At 39.5% G+C, this 20,073-nt stretch carries 18 protein-coding genes; 4 read left to right on the top strand and 14 right to left on the bottom strand.

The window, feature by feature from the left end; translation table 11 throughout:
- Nucleotides 1-239 precede the first annotated feature (239 nt).
- Complete coding sequence (locus DRF60_RS08180) at nucleotides 240-848, bottom strand: hypothetical protein (RefSeq protein ID WP_116011622.1); 609 nt, start codon at nucleotides 846-848, stop codon at nucleotides 240-242.
- A gap of 579 nt (nucleotides 849-1,427) precedes the next feature.
- Between DRF60_RS08180 and DRF60_RS08185 the strand changes: the two genes are divergently transcribed.
- Complete coding sequence (locus DRF60_RS08185; protein ID WP_040995112.1) at nucleotides 1,428-1,772, top strand: mannan-binding lectin; 345 nt, start codon at nucleotides 1,428-1,430, stop codon at nucleotides 1,770-1,772.
- Between the two features lie 75 nt (nucleotides 1,773-1,847).
- On the opposite strand, the gene DRF60_RS08190 is transcribed toward DRF60_RS08185, so the two are convergent.
- On the bottom strand, nucleotides 1,848-2,630 hold the full coding sequence (locus DRF60_RS08190) for a helix-turn-helix domain-containing protein (RefSeq protein WP_116011623.1): 783 nt from the start codon (nucleotides 2,628-2,630) through the stop codon (nucleotides 1,848-1,850).
- A gap of 72 nt (nucleotides 2,631-2,702) precedes the next feature.
- On the opposite strand from DRF60_RS08190, the gene DRF60_RS08195 reads away from it, so the two are divergent.
- The gene (locus tag DRF60_RS08195) at nucleotides 2,703-3,908 is read left to right on the top strand and encodes a CynX/NimT family MFS transporter (protein ID WP_238640117.1); all 1,206 of its coding nucleotides are present in this window, start codon (nucleotides 2,703-2,705) and stop codon (nucleotides 3,906-3,908) included.
- A gap of 50 nt (nucleotides 3,909-3,958) precedes the next feature.
- Here the strand turns inward: DRF60_RS08195 and DRF60_RS08200 are convergent, their stop codons facing one another.
- A complete protein-coding gene (locus DRF60_RS08200; protein WP_238640119.1) occupies nucleotides 3,959-4,666 on the bottom strand; it encodes a DUF421 domain-containing protein in 708 nt (235 codons plus the stop codon).
- 198 nt (nucleotides 4,667-4,864) lie between these two features.
- Between DRF60_RS08200 and DRF60_RS08205 the strand changes: the two genes are divergently transcribed.
- Nucleotides 4,865-5,068: a winged helix-turn-helix transcriptional regulator gene (locus DRF60_RS08205; protein WP_394337451.1), complete on the top strand. Its 204-nt coding sequence runs from the start codon at nucleotides 4,865-4,867 to the stop codon at nucleotides 5,066-5,068.
- On the opposite strand, the gene bioA is transcribed toward DRF60_RS08205, so the two are convergent.
- The 5 genes from bioA to DRF60_RS08230 form a co-directional block, all read right to left on the bottom strand.
- The gene (bioA, locus tag DRF60_RS08210; RefSeq protein WP_116011626.1) at nucleotides 5,058-6,344 is read right to left on the bottom strand and encodes an adenosylmethionine--8-amino-7-oxononanoate transaminase; all 1,287 of its coding nucleotides are present in this window, start codon (nucleotides 6,342-6,344) and stop codon (nucleotides 5,058-5,060) included. The two genes, DRF60_RS08205 and bioA, sit on opposite strands and share 11 nt — an antisense overlap.
- A 92-nt stretch (nucleotides 6,345-6,436) precedes the next feature.
- Nucleotides 6,437-7,423 carry a biotin synthase BioB gene (gene bioB, locus DRF60_RS08215; RefSeq protein WP_116011627.1) on the bottom strand — a complete coding sequence of 329 codons (987 nt, stop codon included), beginning with the start codon at nucleotides 7,421-7,423 and terminating at the stop codon, nucleotides 6,437-6,439.
- 2 nt (nucleotides 7,424-7,425) lie between these two features.
- A complete protein-coding gene (gene bioD, locus DRF60_RS08220) occupies nucleotides 7,426-8,040 on the bottom strand; it encodes a dethiobiotin synthase (RefSeq protein WP_116011628.1) in 615 nt (204 codons plus the stop codon).
- A 49-nt stretch (nucleotides 8,041-8,089) separates the two neighbouring features.
- Nucleotides 8,090-9,190: an aminotransferase class I/II-fold pyridoxal phosphate-dependent enzyme gene (locus DRF60_RS08225; protein ID WP_116011629.1), complete on the bottom strand. Its 1,101-nt coding sequence runs from the start codon at nucleotides 9,188-9,190 to the stop codon at nucleotides 8,090-8,092.
- A complete protein-coding gene (locus DRF60_RS08230) occupies nucleotides 9,183-9,806 on the bottom strand; it encodes a hypothetical protein (RefSeq protein ID WP_116011630.1) in 624 nt (207 codons plus the stop codon). Before DRF60_RS08230 ends, DRF60_RS08225 begins: the two co-directional genes overlap by 8 nt.
- A 65-nt stretch (nucleotides 9,807-9,871) precedes the next feature.
- Here DRF60_RS08230 and DRF60_RS08235 point away from each other — a divergent pair, with 65 nt between their 5' ends.
- A complete protein-coding gene (locus DRF60_RS08235) occupies nucleotides 9,872-11,359 on the top strand; it encodes an aminotransferase-like domain-containing protein (protein WP_116011631.1) in 1,488 nt (495 codons plus the stop codon).
- A 231-nt stretch (nucleotides 11,360-11,590) separates the two neighbouring features.
- Here the strand turns inward: DRF60_RS08235 and DRF60_RS08240 are convergent, their stop codons facing one another.
- The 6 genes from DRF60_RS08240 to DRF60_RS08265 are packed head-to-tail and all read right to left on the bottom strand — an operon-like array spanning nucleotide 11,591 to nucleotide 20,068.
- A complete protein-coding gene (locus DRF60_RS08240) occupies nucleotides 11,591-12,775 on the bottom strand; it encodes a PepSY-associated TM helix domain-containing protein (protein WP_116011632.1) in 1,185 nt (394 codons plus the stop codon).
- A 1-nt stretch (nucleotide 12,776) separates the two neighbouring features.
- Nucleotides 12,777-15,227, bottom strand: coding sequence for a TonB-dependent receptor (locus DRF60_RS08245; protein ID WP_185144580.1), 2,451 nt, complete (start codon nucleotides 15,225-15,227; stop codon nucleotides 12,777-12,779).
- On the bottom strand, nucleotides 15,214-16,602 hold the full coding sequence (locus DRF60_RS08250; protein WP_116011633.1) for an AMP-binding protein: 1,389 nt from the start codon (nucleotides 16,600-16,602) through the stop codon (nucleotides 15,214-15,216). Before DRF60_RS08250 ends, DRF60_RS08245 begins: the two co-directional genes overlap by 14 nt.
- Nucleotides 16,603-16,606: 4 nt before the next feature.
- Complete coding sequence (locus DRF60_RS08255; RefSeq protein ID WP_062646915.1) at nucleotides 16,607-16,852, bottom strand: acyl carrier protein; 246 nt, start codon at nucleotides 16,850-16,852, stop codon at nucleotides 16,607-16,609.
- Nucleotide 16,853: 1 nt separating this feature from the next.
- Complete coding sequence (locus DRF60_RS08260; RefSeq protein ID WP_116011634.1) at nucleotides 16,854-18,257, bottom strand: MATE family efflux transporter; 1,404 nt, start codon at nucleotides 18,255-18,257, stop codon at nucleotides 16,854-16,856.
- A complete protein-coding gene (locus DRF60_RS08265) occupies nucleotides 18,254-20,068 on the bottom strand; it encodes an IucA/IucC family protein (protein WP_116011635.1) in 1,815 nt (604 codons plus the stop codon). The genes DRF60_RS08260 and DRF60_RS08265 overlap by 4 nt, the downstream gene beginning before the upstream one ends.
- Nucleotides 20,069-20,073 lie beyond the last annotated feature (5 nt).

The following is a 20,073-nucleotide window of genomic DNA, read 5'->3' on the forward strand; positions in this document are numbered from 1 at the left end:
ACTTATAATATCAGAAATATGTTAAATATCATTTTTTTTGATGTATTTAATTTGATTCGTGTAAAAAATATCTGAAAATAATTACATTTATTGTAATACAATATACTTCTCTGTATTGCTTTTAATAAGTGAAACGGATTTGTTTATCCTAGCGTTTAATCAATCAGGAAATGGTTGTGATTAAAAACAAGAAACTAATGATAAAAATATTTTTTTCTGATATGAAAATAAATGAAATTTTACTCAAAATCCAAGAAACCATCCGCCAGTTTTTTCCACTGTATCTTTGAGATTCCCATCATTCCTCCGGCTGCAACCATAAGATTTCTTATGATATCAATATATCCGGCATTAAAATTGGGTGTTTCATTCCGTCCGTAGACTGCGGCTTTCAGATGAGTCGGTGTTCTTGCAATCATAAAAGTAGAAGTCGCTCTGGAACTGTAAAAATGAGCGGTATGACTGTTTTTTCTGTTTTGGGGATTTACGGATGGTCTGCATGTTATTAAAATGCTTTCCGAATAGTGATCTTCCTGAAAGCAGATATCGGTTACTTCTACCCAGTCATATCCTTTTGCTTCAGGTTCTCCCGGTCCGGGAATATCAATTCTCATAAAATCTCCTTTTTGAGGAGGCCTTTCAGCTGCATTTCCTTCGGAATCATAAAGCTTAAAGGCTGCAAAGCCTTCACCACAATAGCTTTTCCACAGATTCACTGAAAAAAATCTTTGTTTCAAAATGTCAAACTTAAGCGGTAGAAGTGCCAGTGCAAACTGCTTGTGGCTTTCCGTATCGTGAAATCCACCGGATTGCTGCTGTGGAACTTTATTGATCTGCTTAGGTTTCATCTTAACTGATTTTGTACTAAGTTATAAAAACAAAAGGTATTTCTTTATGAGCGCGATCATAACGGTCTAAATAAAGCTCCTCGATGGAGAGGCTGATGTTAAAACTTAATGTATCCGGGAAAATGCAGTTTAATTTATAATTCTCAAAAAATAGGAGGAAATGGATAGGATCTTTTATGACCTTAATCATGCGGTTAAACTATTTTTACTAAAAAAATGTTTTTTAATTATTTTTTTGGTTTATGATAATATCTTACTATATATTTTAAAGGAAATTGTAAGAAAAGCATTATTGAACAGACCCTTATTTTTAATTGGAATTAATACTTTTTTAAATTTTATGCTTATATAATGTTTTGCATAATACAATTTTACCTATATTTGTGGATCGAAATAATTTTTTTTCATCATTTGTGTTTTTTTAAGGTCTCCTCCTTTAGGGGACCTTTTTCATTTTAGGCTATTATTTTTTGCAATTAAGTGTAAATACGGAATGGTAAATTTGGTATTTTCTACGCTAGCATATATCTCTTTAAAGTGACAACTTTGTAATGTTAAACAACTTAAAAACATTACACCATGTCAACATTCAAAATCAATATCATTGCAGGTCCGCTTTGGAGCAATGATGAAGCACAAAAAATCGGAGGCCGTATTGCTGCGGCACATTTAGGAAAATTCACTGGGCAATGGAGCACTATTGTCGAAGGTCAGATGAGCGTTATCGAAGTTGAATATGATACGCAACCATCCGGAAGTACAGAATATACTATGGACGTTTTAGCAGGACCTATCTGGAGCAACGAAGATGCAAAAGAAATATGTCCTTCAATCTGTGCTTCTTACGGAGGGACATGGAACGGACAATGGACTACCGTCGTTGAAGGCAAAATGAGCGTTTGCGGATGCACATTTAAGTTCTAGAACTTATTTAGATTAATATGAATCTCTGGGGCAACCTGGAGATTTTTTTTGCTCTGATAATAATTTACAGCTGAATTATTGAGTAGTTTTTATAAAATCCGTAGGTCTGGACTGCATTACAGACCGGAAACTTCTTGTAAAGGACTGAACACTCTTATACCCTACTTTGTATGCCGTTTCGGAAATGGTATGGTCACCGGAGTTCAGCAGCTCCAGGCTTTTAATGATTCTTAGTATCTGCTGGTATTTGGCAATTGTCATTCCTGTCTCTTTTTTAAAAATGCGCTCCAGTGTGCGTAAGGAAAGCATTGAAATTTCGCTCAGATCCACCATTCTCACGTCTTCCCGGTAATGGTTGTGAAGATATTCAATAGATTTAGATAATCTTTTATCTTCAGGAAGACTGATATGAAGCTTCAGTGAATGTTCCACAAAATGGGGCAGCTCATTGAAAAGGGCCTGTAAGAAAAGAATCTCATTCGGGTCTTTTGAAATATTTTTTGACCATTTTTCTGCATACTTTATCATTTCCTTCAGGACAGGAGGAACAGAAAAAATATTAATCTTATGATGAAAAACACTGCTTTCTTCTGCATCGGCGAACATGATCATCAGTTTAATTTTTTCTGAATGAGAATTGGTTTTATGGATGGCGCCTGGTGGAATCCAGGCTGCATGATTTTGCGGAAGAAGATAGATTTTCCCATCAACCGTGATATACTGAAACCCACTTTCCACGTAAACAAGCTGCCCTTTTTGGTGAGAATGCAGAATGTCATCATGTCGCCAGTCTTCTTCAAACCAAACAAAATATGGTTTCTTCAATTGATCAATATCTATAGTGTCGTGAGGACTCATGTCGTTTTAGGTTAATATTTTGGCAAAACTAAATAAAACCGCTGAATTAATTTTGCGTCAAATATTAATTATATGATGAAGAGTGAATCAAGAAAGAATGCTTCTTATGTTCTGATGATGCTCAATGTGCTGGTTGTGATCCTGGTATCCAGTAATCTGAGATCTCCTATTATCTCTGTTTCCCCGGTATTGGGGGATATACGGGATACTCTGAATATGAATAGTTTTCAGGTGAGCCTGCTTACTTCTATTCCACTGTTTATGTTTGCAACCTGTTCCGTTTTAGTGAGCAGATTTTCGTATAAATTCAGTATCAGCCGGTTTCTGATGTATTCCCTGATTATTTTAAGTTTTGGACTATTCTTACGGATTACGGGATCTCTTTGGATGCTTTTCGCAGGATCCGTATTCATAGGACTTGGAATTTGTATCGGAAATGTAGTGACTCCGGGGTATATCAAGAATAATTTTTCTAAACAGATCGGTTTGATGACCGGGATTTTTGCAGTTTCTATGAATCTTACAGCTGCCTTAGCCTCAGGTTTCAGTGTGAAAATCGGAGAATGGACAGGATTCGGATGGCGGGGCTCGCTGGGAATCTGGCTGATCATTGCCGGGCTGGGTTTTTTTGTTCTTATTCTGGAACTGATATTCAATAAAAAGAACCGGGGGCAGGCAAAAGCAGCTTTAAGTGTTTCTGATTTTAATATGTTTAAATCTGCGCAGGCATGGAATATCAGTGTATTTATGGGGCTGCAGTCTTTATTTTATTACTGCATGATGGCATGGCTGCCTTCATTTCTTACTGATTGTAAAATGGAAAGTGAAAATGCGGGATGGGTCCTGTTTTTTATTCAGATTACCATGATCCCTATTACTTTCTGTGCCCCGATTATTGCCGGGAAAATGAAGGATCAACGGATTCTGATCGTACTTATCTGCAGTTTGATGTTCGGAAGTACGATGATGTTTGTCTGGCTGCAGGCGCAATGGATCTATGCTAATGCTGTCATTATCGGTGTTTCTAATGGTTTGTCTTTCAGCCTGTCTATTCTGTTTTTTTCGACAAGAACAAAGAACAGTGCCAATGCGGTAAAAATATCGGGAATGGCACAGTCTGTAGGGTATCTGATTGCGGCGTTCGGTCCTCCTGTCTTCGGAAAGCTTCATGATTGGGACGTCTCGTGGAAAAGTTCTTTTTACTTTTTAAGTTTTGCTGTTATTCTGATGTTTTACTTCGGAATGAAGGCGGCCAGGAATAAATGTGTTGAAGATTAAAACAAAAGGACTGTACCTGAAAGAACAGTCCTTTTAAATGTTTTGTCTGGCTAAGTTATTCTCCTTTTGTTGCTTGCTTCCACCCATTCATCTTTTTTACATTTGGGACAGGATGCTTTATTTCCTTCTGCTTTAAATTCGGTATGTCCACAGAAGATACAGGAATATTGACTTTCTTTATGAATTTTTTTTAATGGATTTTTTAATGAATCCGGCATGATGGGAAGGCCATACTTAACATCTTTATCTTCATAGTAAAATACACTGATCTCACCGGAAATTTCTTCAATAGCTGTTTCAATCTGTCCAAGCTGTGATATTCCCTTCAATCTTAATTCGGCAAAAAATTCATCGCTGCCCAGATTTTCTTTTTTAAAATTTTCAATGGCAAATTCACCGTCCTTGATCAGGCAGATGGAACTTCCTTCCACCAGTTTCTCAAATTTTTTGCTTCTTCCTATAAAAAAAGTGACAATACTGTATAAAAGAATGATGACTATAAAAACGAGAATGGAAGAAATAATACCAACATCTTTATTGAACATAGGATCACCAGCCGCAGAACCTAAACCGATAATAACGACCAGCTCAAAAATAGAAAGCTGCTTTACTCCTCTTTTCCCTAAAACCCTTAAGCCAATGATAATAGCAATAAACATAATGGCAGTCCGGAGTATGATTTCCAGAAGGAAAGACCATTCTTCATGTCCCAGAAATAATTCTTTCCAGTTAAGTTCTAAGAGAAATAGGGATAGCATAGAAATTAATTTAGAGAGGGTATCCAAAAAATGAGCCATCCCCCAATCCACTCTTCTTAAAGATTAATAGATTTAAACTCTTTTAAATTAATTATAAAGAATATTCCATCCCGTCCTGGAGAACTAAGCATCTGTTCTCCAGATCGTTTTCATTGATCTTCTTCCGAATGTATTCACGGTTTTCCTTACAGTGGGTTTATAGAATTATGGCGAAAAATGCCGATGGTTTCAAAGAAAGTGCTTTCGGAGCAGCTGAAACAGATGGAGGAAAATCATATTATTCAACGGATTGAAGTCTATAATTTCCCTCCTGAAGTCTATTATAAGCCTACTGATCAGGGCAAAAAATTAGGTCCTATTCTTAATCAGTTGCATCAATGGGGGAATGATCTTAATGCTTAAAAGTATCTAAAACCTCCAAAATATTCTGGTAAATAAAATTCAGATCTTCCGCACTAATGCAATAAGGTGGAACCAGATACATGACATTCCCCAGTGGACGCATAATAATCCCACGTTTAAGGAATTCATCATACAGAACCTTTCCAATTTGATTAAAATAAGAAGTATTCTGAGCAGTTTTGTATTCAAAGGCCAGAATAGTTCCAGTATGGCGTACATTTTCAACATCAGCATGCTTTGAAAGAATTTTGGCAAATTCTAAATGTTGTCTGCTGATACGGTCGATGGCTGTTAACGTTTCTTTCTTTAATAAAAGTTCCATGCTTGCCAATGCAGCTGTGCAGGCTAGCGGATTAGCCGTAAAGGAATGTCCGTGAAACAACGTCTTGTATTTGTCATCCGATAAAAAGGCATTAAAAATTTCCTGCGAACAGGTGGTAATTCCCATAGGCATTGTTCCTCCGGTGAGGCCTTTTGAGAAACACATAATATCCGGCATTTCCGTCAGGTGATTGGCAGCAAACAGTTTTCCGGTTCTCCCGAAACCTGTAAATACTTCATCCTGAATCATCAGAATTTCTTTGCTTCTGCAGAACTTCATCAGCTCATCCAGATGTTTGGCCTCATACATCAGCATTCCTGCTGCGCCCTGTACCAATGGTTCATAGATAAAACAGGCTGTCTCTTCTGCTATATTTCTGATTTTAATTTTTATGCTTTCCAGATTTTCTGCGTTAGGTATATCAATAAAAACCACTTCGAACAGCATACTTCCGAAAGGCTTTGTCCAGACACTTCTCCCGCTCACAGACATCGCTCCGAAGGTATCACCATGATAGGCATTTCTGAAAGCCAGAATCTTAGTCTTATCTTTTCCAAGATTATAGGCGTATTGAATACACATTTTTAATGCTGCTTCTACTGCTGTAGAACCATTATCTGAATAGAAAACCTTTTTCTGATTTTCAGGCAGCAATTTTAATAAATTCTCAGACAACTGAACGGCCGGTTCATGCGTAAAGCCCGCAAAAATAACCTGCTCCAAAGTATTTAGCTGTTCGAATACCCGCTCTGCTATATAAGGATGGGCATGGCCGTGCAAAGTCACCCACCAGGATGAAACCGCATCAATATACTTCTTGCCTTCATCGTCATATAAATAGACGCCTTTTCCTTTTACGATAGGCACTGCATCTCCTGCTGTTTTCATCTGCGTGTAGGGATGCCAGTTGACGGCTTTATCTCTTGACTGTAGAGATTGTATTGATGTATTCATTTTTTTTAATTAGAAGTTAGAAATTAGAGGTTAGAAGTTAGTGGAGATGATCGTTCCATGCCAATTGTAGCTACCCCTCATCCCGAAACTCATTAACAACAACTATTCTCCTTCATCTTCATCGGTTTCAGACCCAGTTTTTCCAGCATTTGCATATCTTCGGAAACTCCCGGATTTGGCGTTACCAACAGGGTTTCTCTTTCTCCTGTAAAGATGGAATTGGCTCCGGCCATAAAGCACCATGCTTGTTCTGTTTCATTCATTTCGATACGTCCTGCGCTTAATCTGACCATTGAAGAAGGCATAACAATTCTTGCAGTAGCAATCATTCTTACCATTTCCCAGGTATCTACTTTTTCGTTATCCTCGAGCGGGGTTCCTGCTACTCTTGCTAACGCATTGATAGGAACTGATTCCGGATGTTTGGGCATTGTGGCAAGGGTTAAAAGCATTGAAATTCTGTCTCTATGCGTTTCCCCAAGCCCGATAATTCCCCCTGAGCAAACCGTTATTCCAGCTTTTCTTACATTATTGATGGTATTGATTCTGTTATCGAATGTTCGGGTTAAGATAATTTCTTCGTAATACTGTTCAGAAGTATCAAGGTTATGATTGTAAGCATATAGACCTGCTTCCTGAAGACGGATGGCCTGTTCTTCGGTTAGCATTCCTAAAGTACAGCATACTTCCAGTCCAAGTTCGTTCACGCCTTTTACCATATCAATTACCCTGTCGAAATCTCTGTTGTTACGGACTTCACGCCATGCTGCGGCCATACAGAAACGGGATGAACCGCTGTCTTTTGCTTTTTGAGCGTGGGCAATAACGGTTTCTGTCGGGAGCAATGCCTGCACTTTGATATTGGTATGGTAACGCGCCGCCTGACCGCAATATGAGCAGTCTTCAGGACATCCTCCTGTTTTGATGGATAATAAGGTGGAGATCTGTACTTCGGTCGGATTGTGCCATTCACGGTGAACGGTAGATGCTTTATAAATCAGTTCCAGTAACGGCTGGTGATAAATTTCTTCTATTTCTTCTTTTGTCCAGTTGTTTCTTACGGTTGTTTGTTTATCCATTATCATAAATTTGTTTTTGTTAATTGTTCTGCGGCAGCTTTAATGCTGACTTTAGTTGGCTGGTCGATTTCAGGAATGTAGATAATTCTGGTTTCTCTTTTCATAAAGTTACAGATCACTCTTTCGGTATCCGGAGGGAAATTTCCATTGAAAATCAAGTATTCCAGCCTAAGTTTTCTTTGTTTTAAGGCCATGATGGAAAGTAAACTGTGGTTAATGCATCCTAAATAATTCCTCACCACCAATGCCACCGGAAGATCCAGTTTTTCTATAAGATCGATCATGAAAATATCATCTGTAAGAGGCACCATAAGCCCTCCGGCCCCTTCTACGATTAGTTTGTTATCTGTTTTGGGAAGCTGAAACTGATCTAAACTGATTTCTATATTTTCTTCCCTGGCAGACTGATGTGGTGATGCTGCCAGTTGAAGACGGTAGGTTTCCGGATGGCAGACGGTGCTCTCTGTCCACAATTCTATTTTATGGCTGTCCGTATAGTCGAGATCCCCGGATTGCACGGGTTTCCAGTAATCTGCTTTAAAATATTGCGTTAAAACGGCAGAGCATACTGTTTTTCCTACTTCGGTGCCTATGCCGGTGATAAATAGTTGATTCATTTGTTATTACAGATTGCAAGATTCGGGGTTTGGTGTTTATTGACTCGTCTTAAATAAATTCTTTAATAATTCTCGTTAGTTCTACAATTTCTTCTTCAGTATTAAAGCTGTGAAGGCATATTCTGAGTCTTTCGGTTCCTGTTTTCACAGTTGGACTGTAGACAGCGTAGGTTAAGAAGCTATTTTCAGATAATGTTTTCTGTAAGTTTTTTAATTGCTGATTGTCAGGAATCAGAATGGCTTGTATCGGGCTTATCTGTGAAGATGGTGTTTGTATATTCTGATTGCTGAAAATTTCAATATTTTGATGAAGTTTTTCTGACAGTTCCGGTTTTTGCTTTAAAAATTCATAACCTGTTTTAATAGCCATCCATAAAAAATCCTGTGCTGCTGTGGTATAGATAAAAGGAGATGCAAAATTCACTAAATAGGATTTCACGGTTTCATCACAAAGAATAGCTGCACCATGGGCTCCTAAAGCTTTTCCATAAGTCACTACAGCGGCAAAAACATCTTTCTGTAATTCGCATTTCTCAATCAAACCATATCCGAAAACTCCGAAAGCATGGGCTTCGTCTACAATCAGTGCAGCATCATATTTTTTGGCTAAAGCTGCAATTTCCTGAATAGGTGCGAGATCTCCGTCCATTGAATACAGGCTTTCTATAGCAATATAACAGGACCCGGTTTGCTTTTTCAGGATATTTTCCAGATCTGCCAGGTCATTATGCCGGAATTTTAATTTTTTAGCATGTGACATCCTGCAGGCATCATGAACAGAACGGTGAATCTGCTCATCAACAATAATCGTGTCGTGACGGTTCGGCAGCGTAGAAAATAAGGACAGATTGGCATTATATCCGGAAGAAAAGAGCAGAGCTGCAGGATATTGATGCTGTTCGGCGATATAATTTTCTGCTTCATCAGTTATATTGCTGTTTCCGCTAATCAACCTTGAACCGGAGCTTCCTGAAAGAAGCTGAGGGTTTTCCTGAACTTTCAGGAGCAGTTGTGCCTGAAGTTCTTCATTTCCTGCCAGGCCAAGATAATCATTGGAATAAAAATCAATACCGGATAATTTTGGCTTTAAAGTTCGCAATATTCCCGCTTCTTTTCTTTTATCAAGAGCTTCCTGAAATTTTTTAAGCATAATTTAATTGAGAAACTTCCTCTGCTATGGCATTGATCCACTGATTATGCAGTTTTTTTTCTATTGTAAGAATCCTTTCTGCGTGTAATTTCCAGTCTGCGGAAAATTCATTTAACTGATGAATCATTTCTTCAAGATGCCCTTCTTCTTCCAGAATAATAGATTTCACCATAATTTTTGAAGATTTTTTGGTCAGGATATCCTGGTAAACCGGATAGAGCTCATCTGCACGAACCTCAATAGCATAGGTCACAAAAAGGTAGGCTGCAAATTTCAGTTCTTCTTTGTTCAGGTTAAATGCAGTCTGAAGGTATCTGCAAGCCTTTACATCCAGAGAATGAAGATACTGTCTGGTGGCAGTCGGGGCCAGAAGCTCGTCTGCTTCATAGGTTTTACATAATTCGGGATCTATTTTGCCAATCTGTTTTTTTAGATAATAAGCATGACGATGTTCTTCAGCAGCATGTTTCAGCTGAATCAGCGTAACGGAAACCGGATGCTCACACTTAGAGATCTTTCTGGCGCCCGCATTTTCCATGAACGAAAGCGTATTCAGCCATTTGGCATGAGTTCCACCATCCTGTACAATTCTTTCAAGTAATTGTTGAAATTTCATAGATTTTTATTTTGAACCAAAATTAGTATATTGCCGGACCATTAAAAGGTGCCAGTTTTAATATTATGGATAGTCCGGTTAAGATTCCTTACCAAAGTTTTATAGAAATTGACAGAAATTCAGAGACTGCGATCTATATGCAGATAGCCAATCAACTGATTAATGCTATTCAGAGAGGTTTCTTGCCTTATGGTACCAAGCTGCCGGGAACCCGGACATTCAGTGAAATCCTGGAAATCCATCGGAATACTGCTGTTGCGATTTATGATGAATTATCCGCGCAGGGCTGGGTTGAAAGTCTTCCGAACAAAGGAACATTCATCATCGGGGAAAATCAGGAAAAGCCAACGAGGGTTAAAAATTTTGAGAAAAACAGTCTTCAGAATTATCCTGAAACTGCAGGTTTTTCTTTTAAAACTTCGAATATTCTGGACAACCCTTTTGAACATTCGGACTGTGAGTATGTGTTTAATGACGGTGTTCCGGATATAAGGCTGACTCAGATCGGACAGCATTCAAGGTTTTACAGCTCTATTCTTAAACGGAAATCTAACCAGAAAATGCTGGGCCATTACAATTATGACGGAAGTGAATTTTTTAAGGAACACCTGTCACATTATCTTAATCTATCCCGCGGACTGCCTATTTCAAAGAACAATCTTCTCATTACCCGGAGTACAGAAATGAGTATCTATATCGTTTCCGAAATTCTCCTTTCCGCAGGAGATACTGTATTGGTAGGCGCTTTGAGCTATTTTTCCGTAAATATGATTTTCCAGAAAGCAGGTGTGAATATTGTATCTCTGCCGATAGATGAAGAAGGAATTATCGTAGAAAACGTCCGGGAAGCCTGTAAAAAGCAGAAAATCCGGATGCTTTATCTTACGCCGCATCACCACTATCCTACTACCGTTGCGTTAAGTGCACAGAGAAGGCTTGATCTGTTGGATCTTGCCCATGAATTCGGGTTTATCATTCTGGAAGATGATTACGATTATGAATTTCATTATGATAAAAGTCCCATTCTTCCGTTGGCAAGTGCAGATACGAAAGGAATGGTGATTTACATCGGATCTTTTGGGAAATCATTGGCACCGGGGTTCAGGACCGGTTTTATTGTCGCTCCGGAAAATCTGATGGCTGAAATGAGGAAATACCTTGGGATCATCGACCGTCAGGGTGATATTTTAATGGAAAGGGCTTTGGGCGAAATGATTGAAGAGGGAGAAATACACCGGTATCTTAAAAAGTCTTTAAAGGTTTACCAGGAAAGACGGGATTATTTTGCAGAATTACTTGAAGAAAATTTAGAAGGATTAGTCAATTTCCAGAAGCCTTCGGGAGGTCTTGCTTTCTGGTTGGAATGGAATATTCCTGTCAACCTGATGCAGCTAAGCCGGAACTGTGCACAGAACAATCTGTTTATTCCTAAAACATTACTCTATCAGACTAAAGATCTTACAGCGATGAGACTGGGTTTTGGAAATCTTAACTTTGAGGAAATGGAAAAGAGTATTGACATTCTTTCTGATAACGCTAAAAGATTGTTATAGGAAATCTCTCGCAGATTAAGCAGATATGGCAGATGTTTGCGTTTTATTAATCTGCACAATCCGCTGAATCTGCGAGAGGCAAAAAACATCTAAAATCGTAGAGCAGATTTAATCTAAGGATTCTCGCAGATCTTACAGACTAAGTAGATACTTATGTTATTGATATCAATAGGATCTTTGAAATAAAAAAAGTGTAACAGCTACGTTACACTTATCTGAATTTTTGTTTTTTTAATTGGAAAGAGTCAATATCTTCCCTTTCTTTTTCTTAGGTTTCTTCTTTTTTCTGTTGATATAAATAATGAAGCCTGTGATGGGAAGTGAAGCTGCAATCATGCCTGCAAAAAGGTATACAATCCGGCCTGTCATTCCAAAGAGACTTCCTGTATGAAGGTCATAATTTCTTTCTCTTAATGCTGTTCCATTGCCGATATTTTTGTCTTTGTAGGATTGATGCCTTAGTATTTTTCCTGAATACTGATCAAAATTGAACTGCTCATTCTGGTATTGCTTATTCCCGTACGTTACCTCAGCATAATAAGTCCCTTCTTCTGTTTTAGGAAAGCTGATGAGTGCAGATTTCTTATTCGCGAGGCTCTGTTCTACCCTGTTTCCTACGATATTCAAAATATTTTTCTTGTCTGAAGATTCTTCAGAAGGAATGGTACTTTTAGCCTTCTGTTCGGTTTTCGTCTTTCCGTTCAGTGTTTTTTTGATCCATTGATCAACATCTTCAAAATTCCATATCAAAGCGGCGTATGAAATAAGGCATAAAGGAATAACTGCATAAAATCCGAGGACTTTGTGTATGTCATAATTGATTCTTTTCCATTTGGCTGATATTTTAATGGAAAACATCCCTTTCAAAGCCTTTTTATTCATTTTTTTTGGATACCAGATCACCAGTCCGGAAAAAAGCATTATAGCCAGTATCAGTGTGGAATATCCTGTAATCGTTTTACCAATTTTTTCACCTAATAAAAGCCTTCGGTGAAGGTCCATCACAATCTCAAAAAAATCATTCTTTGCATTTTCCACTTCAAGAACCTTTCCGGTGTAAGGATCTATATAAACTCTGTAATAATGAATATAAGTTCCCCAATAGGTCAGAGCTGTATTGTTCATTTTCAGTGAACGGAATGCATAGCTTCGGGATGGATCTGAGGATATTTCTACCCTGCTAACCTTTAAAGTGTCAGGAAGTGCCTGTTCTGCTTTCAACTTAAGTTCAGAAAACTGCAGTTTTTCTTTTTTAATGGTTTTGACGAAATATTTCTCCGGGTGTATAGCATGTTTCAGTTCTTTTTCAAAAGCGAGAATACATCCGGTAACTGCCATTATAACAACTATAAGCCCGGACGTTAGTCCGAGCCATAGATGTAATTGATATGCTGTCTTTCTGAGTATAGAATTCATATTAAAACTTAAGGGTAACCTCTGCTACAAAGTTACGGGGCATTTGGGCTACTATAACACCCTGTCCTGCGAAATACTGCGCATTTCCTAAATTATTCATTTTAAATCCTAATCTGTATCTTTCTTTTTCAAGAGATATGGAAGCGTTTATTAAAGTATAAGCCGGGAATATAAACTGTCCGGTAGTCACGTTGTCTACACTAACCTGCTCACCCACACGGTTCACTCCAAAACCTAATCCAAGTCCCTGAAATCCTTTGATTGGCAATATATAGCTGACCCATGAATTGAATACATTAGCCGGACCTGCGGATGACGGACGACGCCCATCTACATTAGCGGCAGCTTTTACAAACTTACTGTCGTTGTAAGAATATCCTGCCATAATATTCAAGCCATGAATAGGGTTCAGGATAGTTTCAATTTCAATTCCTTTACTTCTCTGCTCTCCGTCCTGGATGGTAATACTATGGCTTTTTCCGTCACGGATTACTTCTGTTAATCTTAGCATATTATCAACCAGAATATCATAATATCCTACGGTAAAATTCACTCTGTTTCTCCAAAGATTTCCTTTGAATCCCACTTCCCACTGATTAGACTTTTGTGGCTTGAAATCTCCGCTGTAGTCTGAAAGCGGCTGAGAAGCCGGAGGTGTGTAGCTGAAGCCGTTCATATAGTTGGCATAAGCTGATAAACGGTCTTTAAAGATCTGGTAGGATACACCCAGTTTTGGAGACAATGCAGTCTGCTTGAATTTTGGTGAAGAAGGATTAAGGGCATTCGTGTTCAGGTCAAGCTGTCCGTTACTTTCATAATGATCTAAACGTAAACTCAATAGAGTAACTAAACGATCCGTAATATAAACAGCATCGGAAATATAAGCGCCATACATATTACTTGAGAATGTATTTCTTTCCAAGGGTGATTTACCAGCTTCGATGGCGGCCCGGGTAAAAGTCTGTATTTTTTGAAGCACCAAATCTTTAGATATCATACCATACTTGGCTGTCAGATTCTGCCCGTTGATGGTGTCGTATTTAACGATTGGAGAATTATTGTTGTTTAATGACTGATTCAAATAGTCCAAGCCGATAAGAACCTTATTTTTAATTTTCCCTATTTTAAATTCTCCGTTAAAATTCTGCTGAATACTTGTCGAAGCTCCCTCAGAATTCTGCCACTGTACATTACGCTCCAAGAGGGCGTCGCTGGTATTTCCCCTGATGAACTGATACTGGTACAACCCTTCCGTTTTCCTGTAATTTCTTGAGATCAAAGTCTGAGAACTCCACTGATCTGAAATTTTGTAATTGACCTCAGCTTTTACATTGATGGAAGGTGCCTTTAAACTCATATCATTATTGGAATAAGATTTTTTCCAGTCAAATCCAAGTTCGTCAGGAGTTGTCGCGAAAAACTTCCTTGTTCTGGATAGGAAAATAATTGGCGTATTTGTTCCTTCGTACGTGTAAATCTGAGCTCCCAAATTGAACTTTAACCGGTCATTTACCTGGTAACTGAGTGTCGGGGCTACAAACATTGACTTTCTGAATTCAGAATCCCTGAATCCGTTCTGATACTGATAAGCAGCATTCAGACGGAATAGAGTTTTTCTTGAATCTGTTATCGGGCCATATACATCAGCTGTCACACGGTTCAGATTGTAGCTTCCTAAAAGATAAGAAACTTCTCCCCCGAAATAATCTTTCGATTTTTTCGTCACCACATTGATCAGTCCTCCAAAAGAATTCACTGCACCACCGTAAAGTGTTCCGGAAGGCCCTTTGATCACGTCGATACGCTCAATATCTGCGGGGTCAATTTCTGAATTGGTTGTTGCTGGTACGCCATCTACCATAGAAACTCTGGTAGGAAAACCTCTTAAATTATAATAAAAACTTCCGTCTCCCGCTCTCCCTGCACTTCCCTGCATTTTTACAATACCCGGAACGTTTTTTAAAGCGTCCGAAACATCATAAACCAACTGTTCTTTCAGGATCTGCTGGTTGATGCTTGTATACATTTGAGGATTTTCTATGTTTTTCAAAGGCATTTTAGAGATCGAGGTACTGTCCTTATCCAGAAACTTATTTCTGCTTACGGCGTATACTGTGATCCCTTCGATAACGTTGTTTTCTACTGAAGTGTAAATCACCGGAATTTCAAAGACGTCTTTCTCAATGCGGATCTGCTCACGCATCAGCTCAATGTCATTTAAAACCACCTGGAGCGTATACGCTCCGGGTGGCACATTATCAAAATAATATTCTCCTAAATTATTGGTTTTTGCCTGATACGGCGTATTGACTAACCTTAAAAGCGCATTTTTTACAGGGACCTTTTCAGACAGCATGACCTTGCCGTTAACGCGTTCACTCTGCTGGGCAGAAACGATAAGCGGGAAGCTGACAAGAAGTAAAAGTAATATAAGGGTTCTAAATGTTTTCATGCTGTAAGTTTTGTAACAGTGGATAGTTTATTTTGCCGTTTTGTGATAATGGAAATGATTCTATGTGCTCGGTGCGTACGTACTGCGGGTTGATGCGCAGTTTATTTTTAATGGTTTCCGTAATGGTCTTAGGATCAATATTGATGTTGTCATACAGAACAATGATTTTTTTGTCATTGCCGTTCAGACAGACCACTGTATTGCCTTCCAATTCATTCTTAAGGATAAATTCTACCTCATCCAGGTTGAGGCGGATCCCGAAAAGCTTCATGATCCGCTTGATTCTTCCTGTGATGTAGTACAGTCCGTTCTGCCCTCTTCTGCCTGTATCTCCTGTATGAAGAACCTTAGGCTGCTCGTAAGTGGAAAGATCTTCAAGCTTGTTGGCATATCCACCGCTGATGCTTGAATGTAAGAAGAGCAGTTCATCCGTTTCAGGATCGATCTGGAAGCTTCCTCCATTTACGGGGGTACCTATAGACGTTTCCTCTTCAAGAAGTCCGTCTGTGGTAAGATAAGCCATTCTTCCGCCTGCTTCGGTTTGTCCGTACTGAGCGAAAAATTGTTTTTCAAACTCAAGGCAGTAATTGAAGATGGTTTTTCTCAATTCAGCATTGATCACCCCTCCCGTGTGCGTCATGTACCTCAGACTGGAACTGTCTTTTCTGAAGAATCCGATTCTGTTCAGGTTTTCGTATAGATACGGAACGCCTCCCAGCGTACTGTACCCATACTCTTCCATTTCATCCCAGAATGCTTTCTGCATAATGTCTTTGTCTGTACAGACTATTCTTCCCGCACGCATACAGTTGGTGGTAAAAATAGAAAAACCGTACACGAAATTAATCGGTACGTTGAGCGGAACTACATCCGTTTCCAGGATAGGCATGTATTGAAGGATGCTCACGGCGTTCTGATAAAGGTTTTCATCGGAAAGTTTCACCAGTTTTGGAACTCCGGTAGTTCCGGAAGTACTTAAAAGGATCTTGATGTCAGGATGAATCGTGACTTCCGGCTGGTAATCTTCCTTAGCAAAGATTTTCACCGTTTCAGAAAACTCCTTTAACGAATATCCCTGAACCTCATCTCTTGAGGGATCAAAGATATATTTGGGACGGTATTCGGCTTCCAGACGGTCTTTAAATTCCGGATGCAGTTTCTGCCCTAAAACAGCAATGGCATGTGCCGTTCCATAAAAATTGAGGAGCACTTCAATACTGGGTACCTGATTGTCATTGTACAAAAAGATCAATCCTTTTTCTACAGGATTGAGGCCTAAAGAACGGTACAGTGTTCCAACCGGCGTAGAAACACCGGTGGAAGCATCTGTAAACAACAAATTCTTGTTGGCAATTACATTTTCTAAAATTTTCATATACTTAGTTTTCTACGAGTACATCGTATTTTTTCATTTTTTCGCGGATCTTTCCGACGGTTCCCATTTCAAGGATGTCGTTAAAGTCAAACTTGACACGGTAGAACTGCTCCAACGCTTCTACAATAAGCAGATGCGACATGGAATCCCATTCAGGAATTTCCTGATAGGTAAGGTTTTCGTCTACCAATTCTTTTTTCACAGCGATTGCTGATGCGATAATTTCATAAAATTCGTCTGTTGTGTGCATTTTAAATTTTTATAGTTTTCCATTTACCATTTTTGAAGATCATGAGGAACAATACAGCCAGTACAATTTCCGAGGAAACAATAGCGGTGAATATCCCTTTCAGTTCCCACTGAAGCCTTACCCCAAGCAGATACGCCAAAGGAAGCTGAATCACATAGAACATGATCATGTACAGCAGGGTTACCTGCATAATATTGCCTGCCGCATTAAGGGCACGGCTGATCACCATTGTAAAACCGAGTAAGAGATAAGCCATAGACACCACATGGATGTATTGTACAGCGTATCTGGCTACCTCAGCTTCCTTGGTGAAGAACGTCACCACATATTCCGCAGCGAACTGCCAGAATATAGCGACGGCTATCAGATAGGTCATATTGATTCCTCCGGCTCTCCATACCGTTTTCTCTGCGCGGTCCGGGTTGCCAGCTCCTAGATTCTGTCCTGTAAGAACTCCAGCAGCATTTCCTATTCCCCAGGCAGGCATCGTCGCCACAGAAGCAATTCTCTGCGCAATAATGTATCCTGCAAGAGCAGTAGTCCCGAAAGTAGCGATGATTTTAACCATAATCAGCCAGCTGGAAGTAGGAATAATATACTGAACCAGCCCGCCAAAAGTAATTTTCAGTATTTTCTTAATTAAAGGCAGGTCAAGATGAAATTTCACCAGAATGTTGACGCTGGTCTTGCGTGTAAGAAGAATAAAGAACTGATATAAAACCGCCAGTAACCGGGATAATATGGTGGCATACGCCAATCCCATTAATCCATAAGCAGGAATAAAATCAAGTCCGAAAACAAGAATTATCGCAAAGACCATACTGGAGATATGACAAAGCCAAAGCGACTTCATCGCCAGATCCGCATCCCCTGCTCCCCTGAACAAACCATTGATAGACAGACGCAGAATCACTAGGCCGATACTCAGAAAGACCAGTTTGGAGAAAGGAAGTCCGTTATCTACCATCCCTGTATTAAATCCAAGGAAATTGATGATCTCACCAGCGAAAAGGAATGATAGACCACCAATCAGTAATGCAAAGGCCGATGCCAGCAGTATGATATAATGAGCAGTCCGGCCCATACCTTCCTGGTCTTTTTCTCCGGCTCTCCTCGCCGTTAGTGTTGCAGCAGCAATACCCAAACCAATGGCAATCGCATTGGCAAAATTGATATAGTTATCTGCAATTCCTACAAGGCCCAAGACCTTATCTCCTAATTTTGCAATAATTAAAAGATTAATGCTGACAAAAACAGATTCCATCACGAGCTCCATCACCATCGGAATGGCGAGGCTGAAGATAGAACGGTTGATACTCCCTGAGGTAAGTTCTACTTTTTTTCCCGCTAAAGCTCCGTACGCAAATACAGAGCCTTCTTTTACAAGATGCAGAAACTTTCTCATACGGTCGCTACAGAATTTTTATTGGCAATCTGATACAAAGGATTCGGCAATGCACCGTCTTTCTTTGGAATAGCAAATGCTTTATTTTCACTGTAGCCGTTGTTTTTCAAACGAAGACTGTTGATGTAGAACCTTTTGAAGGTAGGAACATACAGGTCATATTTTTCATACCGCTCATTCAGATGAGGATTATGGTTTTTATAGTTCTCTATACAGTCGTGAACAAGCGTCCAGAAGGTCTCTTCCTGAAAATTGGAATGGGTATGCAGAACATTGGATAAATATCTGAAGAACGCATCAAAAACGCCTAGAAGAATAGACAGCGGAACGTTTTCCTTGTTGGAAGACTGGATCAGTCCGTCTGCCAGATGGTCAGGAAGTTTCTCCCTTGCTTCTGTCGTCAGGACAATATCATCCACAAAATCTTTGATGACAATTCTCTGTGGTACTCCGTTTTTCAATACGACCATAATGTTTTCTCCGTGAGGTGTTACACAAAGAGAATGGGTATAATAAATGTGAAGCAACGGTGTAAGATAGGCATCCAGATAATCTGTAATCCACTGCTGAATACTGATTCCTGCCTGCTCTGCAAAAGCCTGTACCAATGGAATTCCATTCTGATCTACGAAAAGCAGGGAAGCCATGGTAAACATTTCTTCGTCGTCCTGTAAATAATTGGATGTACTTTCGCGCCATAAAGCTCCAAGAAATTCGTTATACTGATAAGGAACACCGGCAATTGCGCTGTATTGAGGGTGCAGATAAGCAATAGAAGCTTCTTCTCCTAAAAATATGGTTCCTTTTGTTTCAAGATAAACATCACCTTTGATCAGTCCTTTCACCCAGTCTGTAATGGAAGGGGCAATTTTCATTTGCTTAGGTGACAGTCCCCTGATATTTCCTGTGCTTAAAATAGAAACAGCAGTTTTCAGATATCTTTTTTCAGGATGATCTGTATTAAACAAAGTTCTGATGCTCTGCTGTGGGCTGTACATATCATTTCCTTCTCCTAAGAGTATCAGAATATCAGATGCGATATCACCGGCAAAATGAATCTTCAGCTTATGTTCCCACTGCCACGGATGCACGGGAATTAAATTATAATCCTCGAGAGACTTTCCGGAATCAATCAGTCTTTGTTGAAATGACTGATACAATTCGTTTCCAATTTCAGAACGGTAAAATCCTTCCTGATCTATATGCTCCAGCGACTGGAACGCTGATCTGTCCTTATGAGCAGCCAGCCATAAGACTTTTAAATCTTCTCCTGCTTCGGGAGCAAACGTTTCAAGATCGGCAGGAGAAAATCCTAACCTGCTTTTGTTAACGATGACCCACGGATGGCCCGTCATCTGATGCTCTACGGTCTGGTAATTACTGGAAGCGAGCTCTTTTGAAGACATCACGCCTCTGGATAAAATTAATGCGTCACAGTATAACGTGTGCAGCAATTCTTCGGTATATCTTGCGAGCGTATTGGCATCCAGATCGAATACGGTCTGCATTTCAAGGAAGAACTGGGGAATATTCAGCACTGAGGTGGGTACTCCATCCTCTATTTTCACGATACTTTCTGTATCAATGTGCCAGTAATCCATCATTCTTTCCTGTCCGCGGAAAACGTATTCTATAGTCTCGATTCCGGTTTCCAGTTTGAAGACAGCAAATCCTTCTTCATCCTGAGTAACGGCAACAGGTTTCAGGCGTTCTTCGTGCATTAACTCTGCAATTGTTTTGGCCATAAGATCTCTGTTGGCCTGTAGCCAGATTTCCTGGCTGATGGTATTATTTTTTAAGTGGGTGTTCATTGTTC

Source organism: Chryseobacterium elymi, from assembly GCF_003385495.1.
In the GTDB taxonomy this organism is placed as follows: domain Bacteria; phylum Bacteroidota; class Bacteroidia; order Flavobacteriales; family Weeksellaceae; genus Chryseobacterium; species Chryseobacterium elymi.

What these genes read in the sequence shown, in the direction of transcription:
- DRF60_RS08180 (WP_116011622.1), bottom strand. Translation starts at nt 848, where the DNA reads ATGAAACCTAAGCAGATCAATAAAGTTCCACAGCAGCAATCCGGTGGA.
- DRF60_RS08185 (WP_040995112.1), top strand. Translation starts at nt 1,428, where the DNA reads ATGTCAACATTCAAAATCAATATCATTGCAGGTCCGCTTTGGAGCAAT.
- DRF60_RS08190 (WP_116011623.1), bottom strand. Translation starts at nt 2,630, where the DNA reads ATGAGTCCTCACGACACTATAGATATTGATCAATTGAAGAAACCATAT.
- DRF60_RS08195 (WP_238640117.1), top strand. Translation starts at nt 2,703, where the DNA reads ATGATGAAGAGTGAATCAAGAAAGAATGCTTCTTATGTTCTGATGATG.
- DRF60_RS08200 (WP_238640119.1), bottom strand. Translation starts at nt 4,666, where the DNA reads ATGCTATCCCTATTTCTCTTAGAACTTAACTGGAAAGAATTATTTCTG.
- bioA (WP_116011626.1), bottom strand. Translation starts at nt 6,344, where the DNA reads ATGAATACATCAATACAATCTCTACAGTCAAGAGATAAAGCCGTCAAC.
- bioB (WP_116011627.1), bottom strand. Translation starts at nt 7,423, where the DNA reads ATGGATAAACAAACAACCGTAAGAAACAACTGGACAAAAGAAGAAATA.
- bioD (WP_116011628.1), bottom strand. Translation starts at nt 8,040, where the DNA reads ATGAATCAACTATTTATCACCGGCATAGGCACCGAAGTAGGAAAAACA.
- DRF60_RS08225 (WP_116011629.1), bottom strand. Translation starts at nt 9,190, where the DNA reads ATGCTTAAAAAATTTCAGGAAGCTCTTGATAAAAGAAAAGAAGCGGGA.
- DRF60_RS08230 (WP_116011630.1), bottom strand. Translation starts at nt 9,806, where the DNA reads ATGAAATTTCAACAATTACTTGAAAGAATTGTACAGGATGGTGGAACT.
- DRF60_RS08235 (WP_116011631.1), top strand. Translation starts at nt 9,872, where the DNA reads ATGGATAGTCCGGTTAAGATTCCTTACCAAAGTTTTATAGAAATTGAC.
- DRF60_RS08240 (WP_116011632.1), bottom strand. Translation starts at nt 12,775, where the DNA reads ATGAATTCTATACTCAGAAAGACAGCATATCAATTACATCTATGGCTC.
- DRF60_RS08245 (WP_185144580.1), bottom strand. Translation starts at nt 15,227, where the DNA reads ATGAAAACATTTAGAACCCTTATATTACTTTTACTTCTTGTCAGCTTC.
- DRF60_RS08250 (WP_116011633.1), bottom strand. Translation starts at nt 16,602, where the DNA reads ATGAAAATTTTAGAAAATGTAATTGCCAACAAGAATTTGTTGTTTACA.
- DRF60_RS08255 (WP_062646915.1), bottom strand. Translation starts at nt 16,852, where the DNA reads ATGCACACAACAGACGAATTTTATGAAATTATCGCATCAGCAATCGCT.
- DRF60_RS08260 (WP_116011634.1), bottom strand. Translation starts at nt 18,257, where the DNA reads ATGAGAAAGTTTCTGCATCTTGTAAAAGAAGGCTCTGTATTTGCGTAC.
- DRF60_RS08265 (WP_116011635.1), bottom strand. Translation starts at nt 20,068, where the DNA reads ATGAACACCCACTTAAAAAATAATACCATCAGCCAGGAAATCTGGCTA.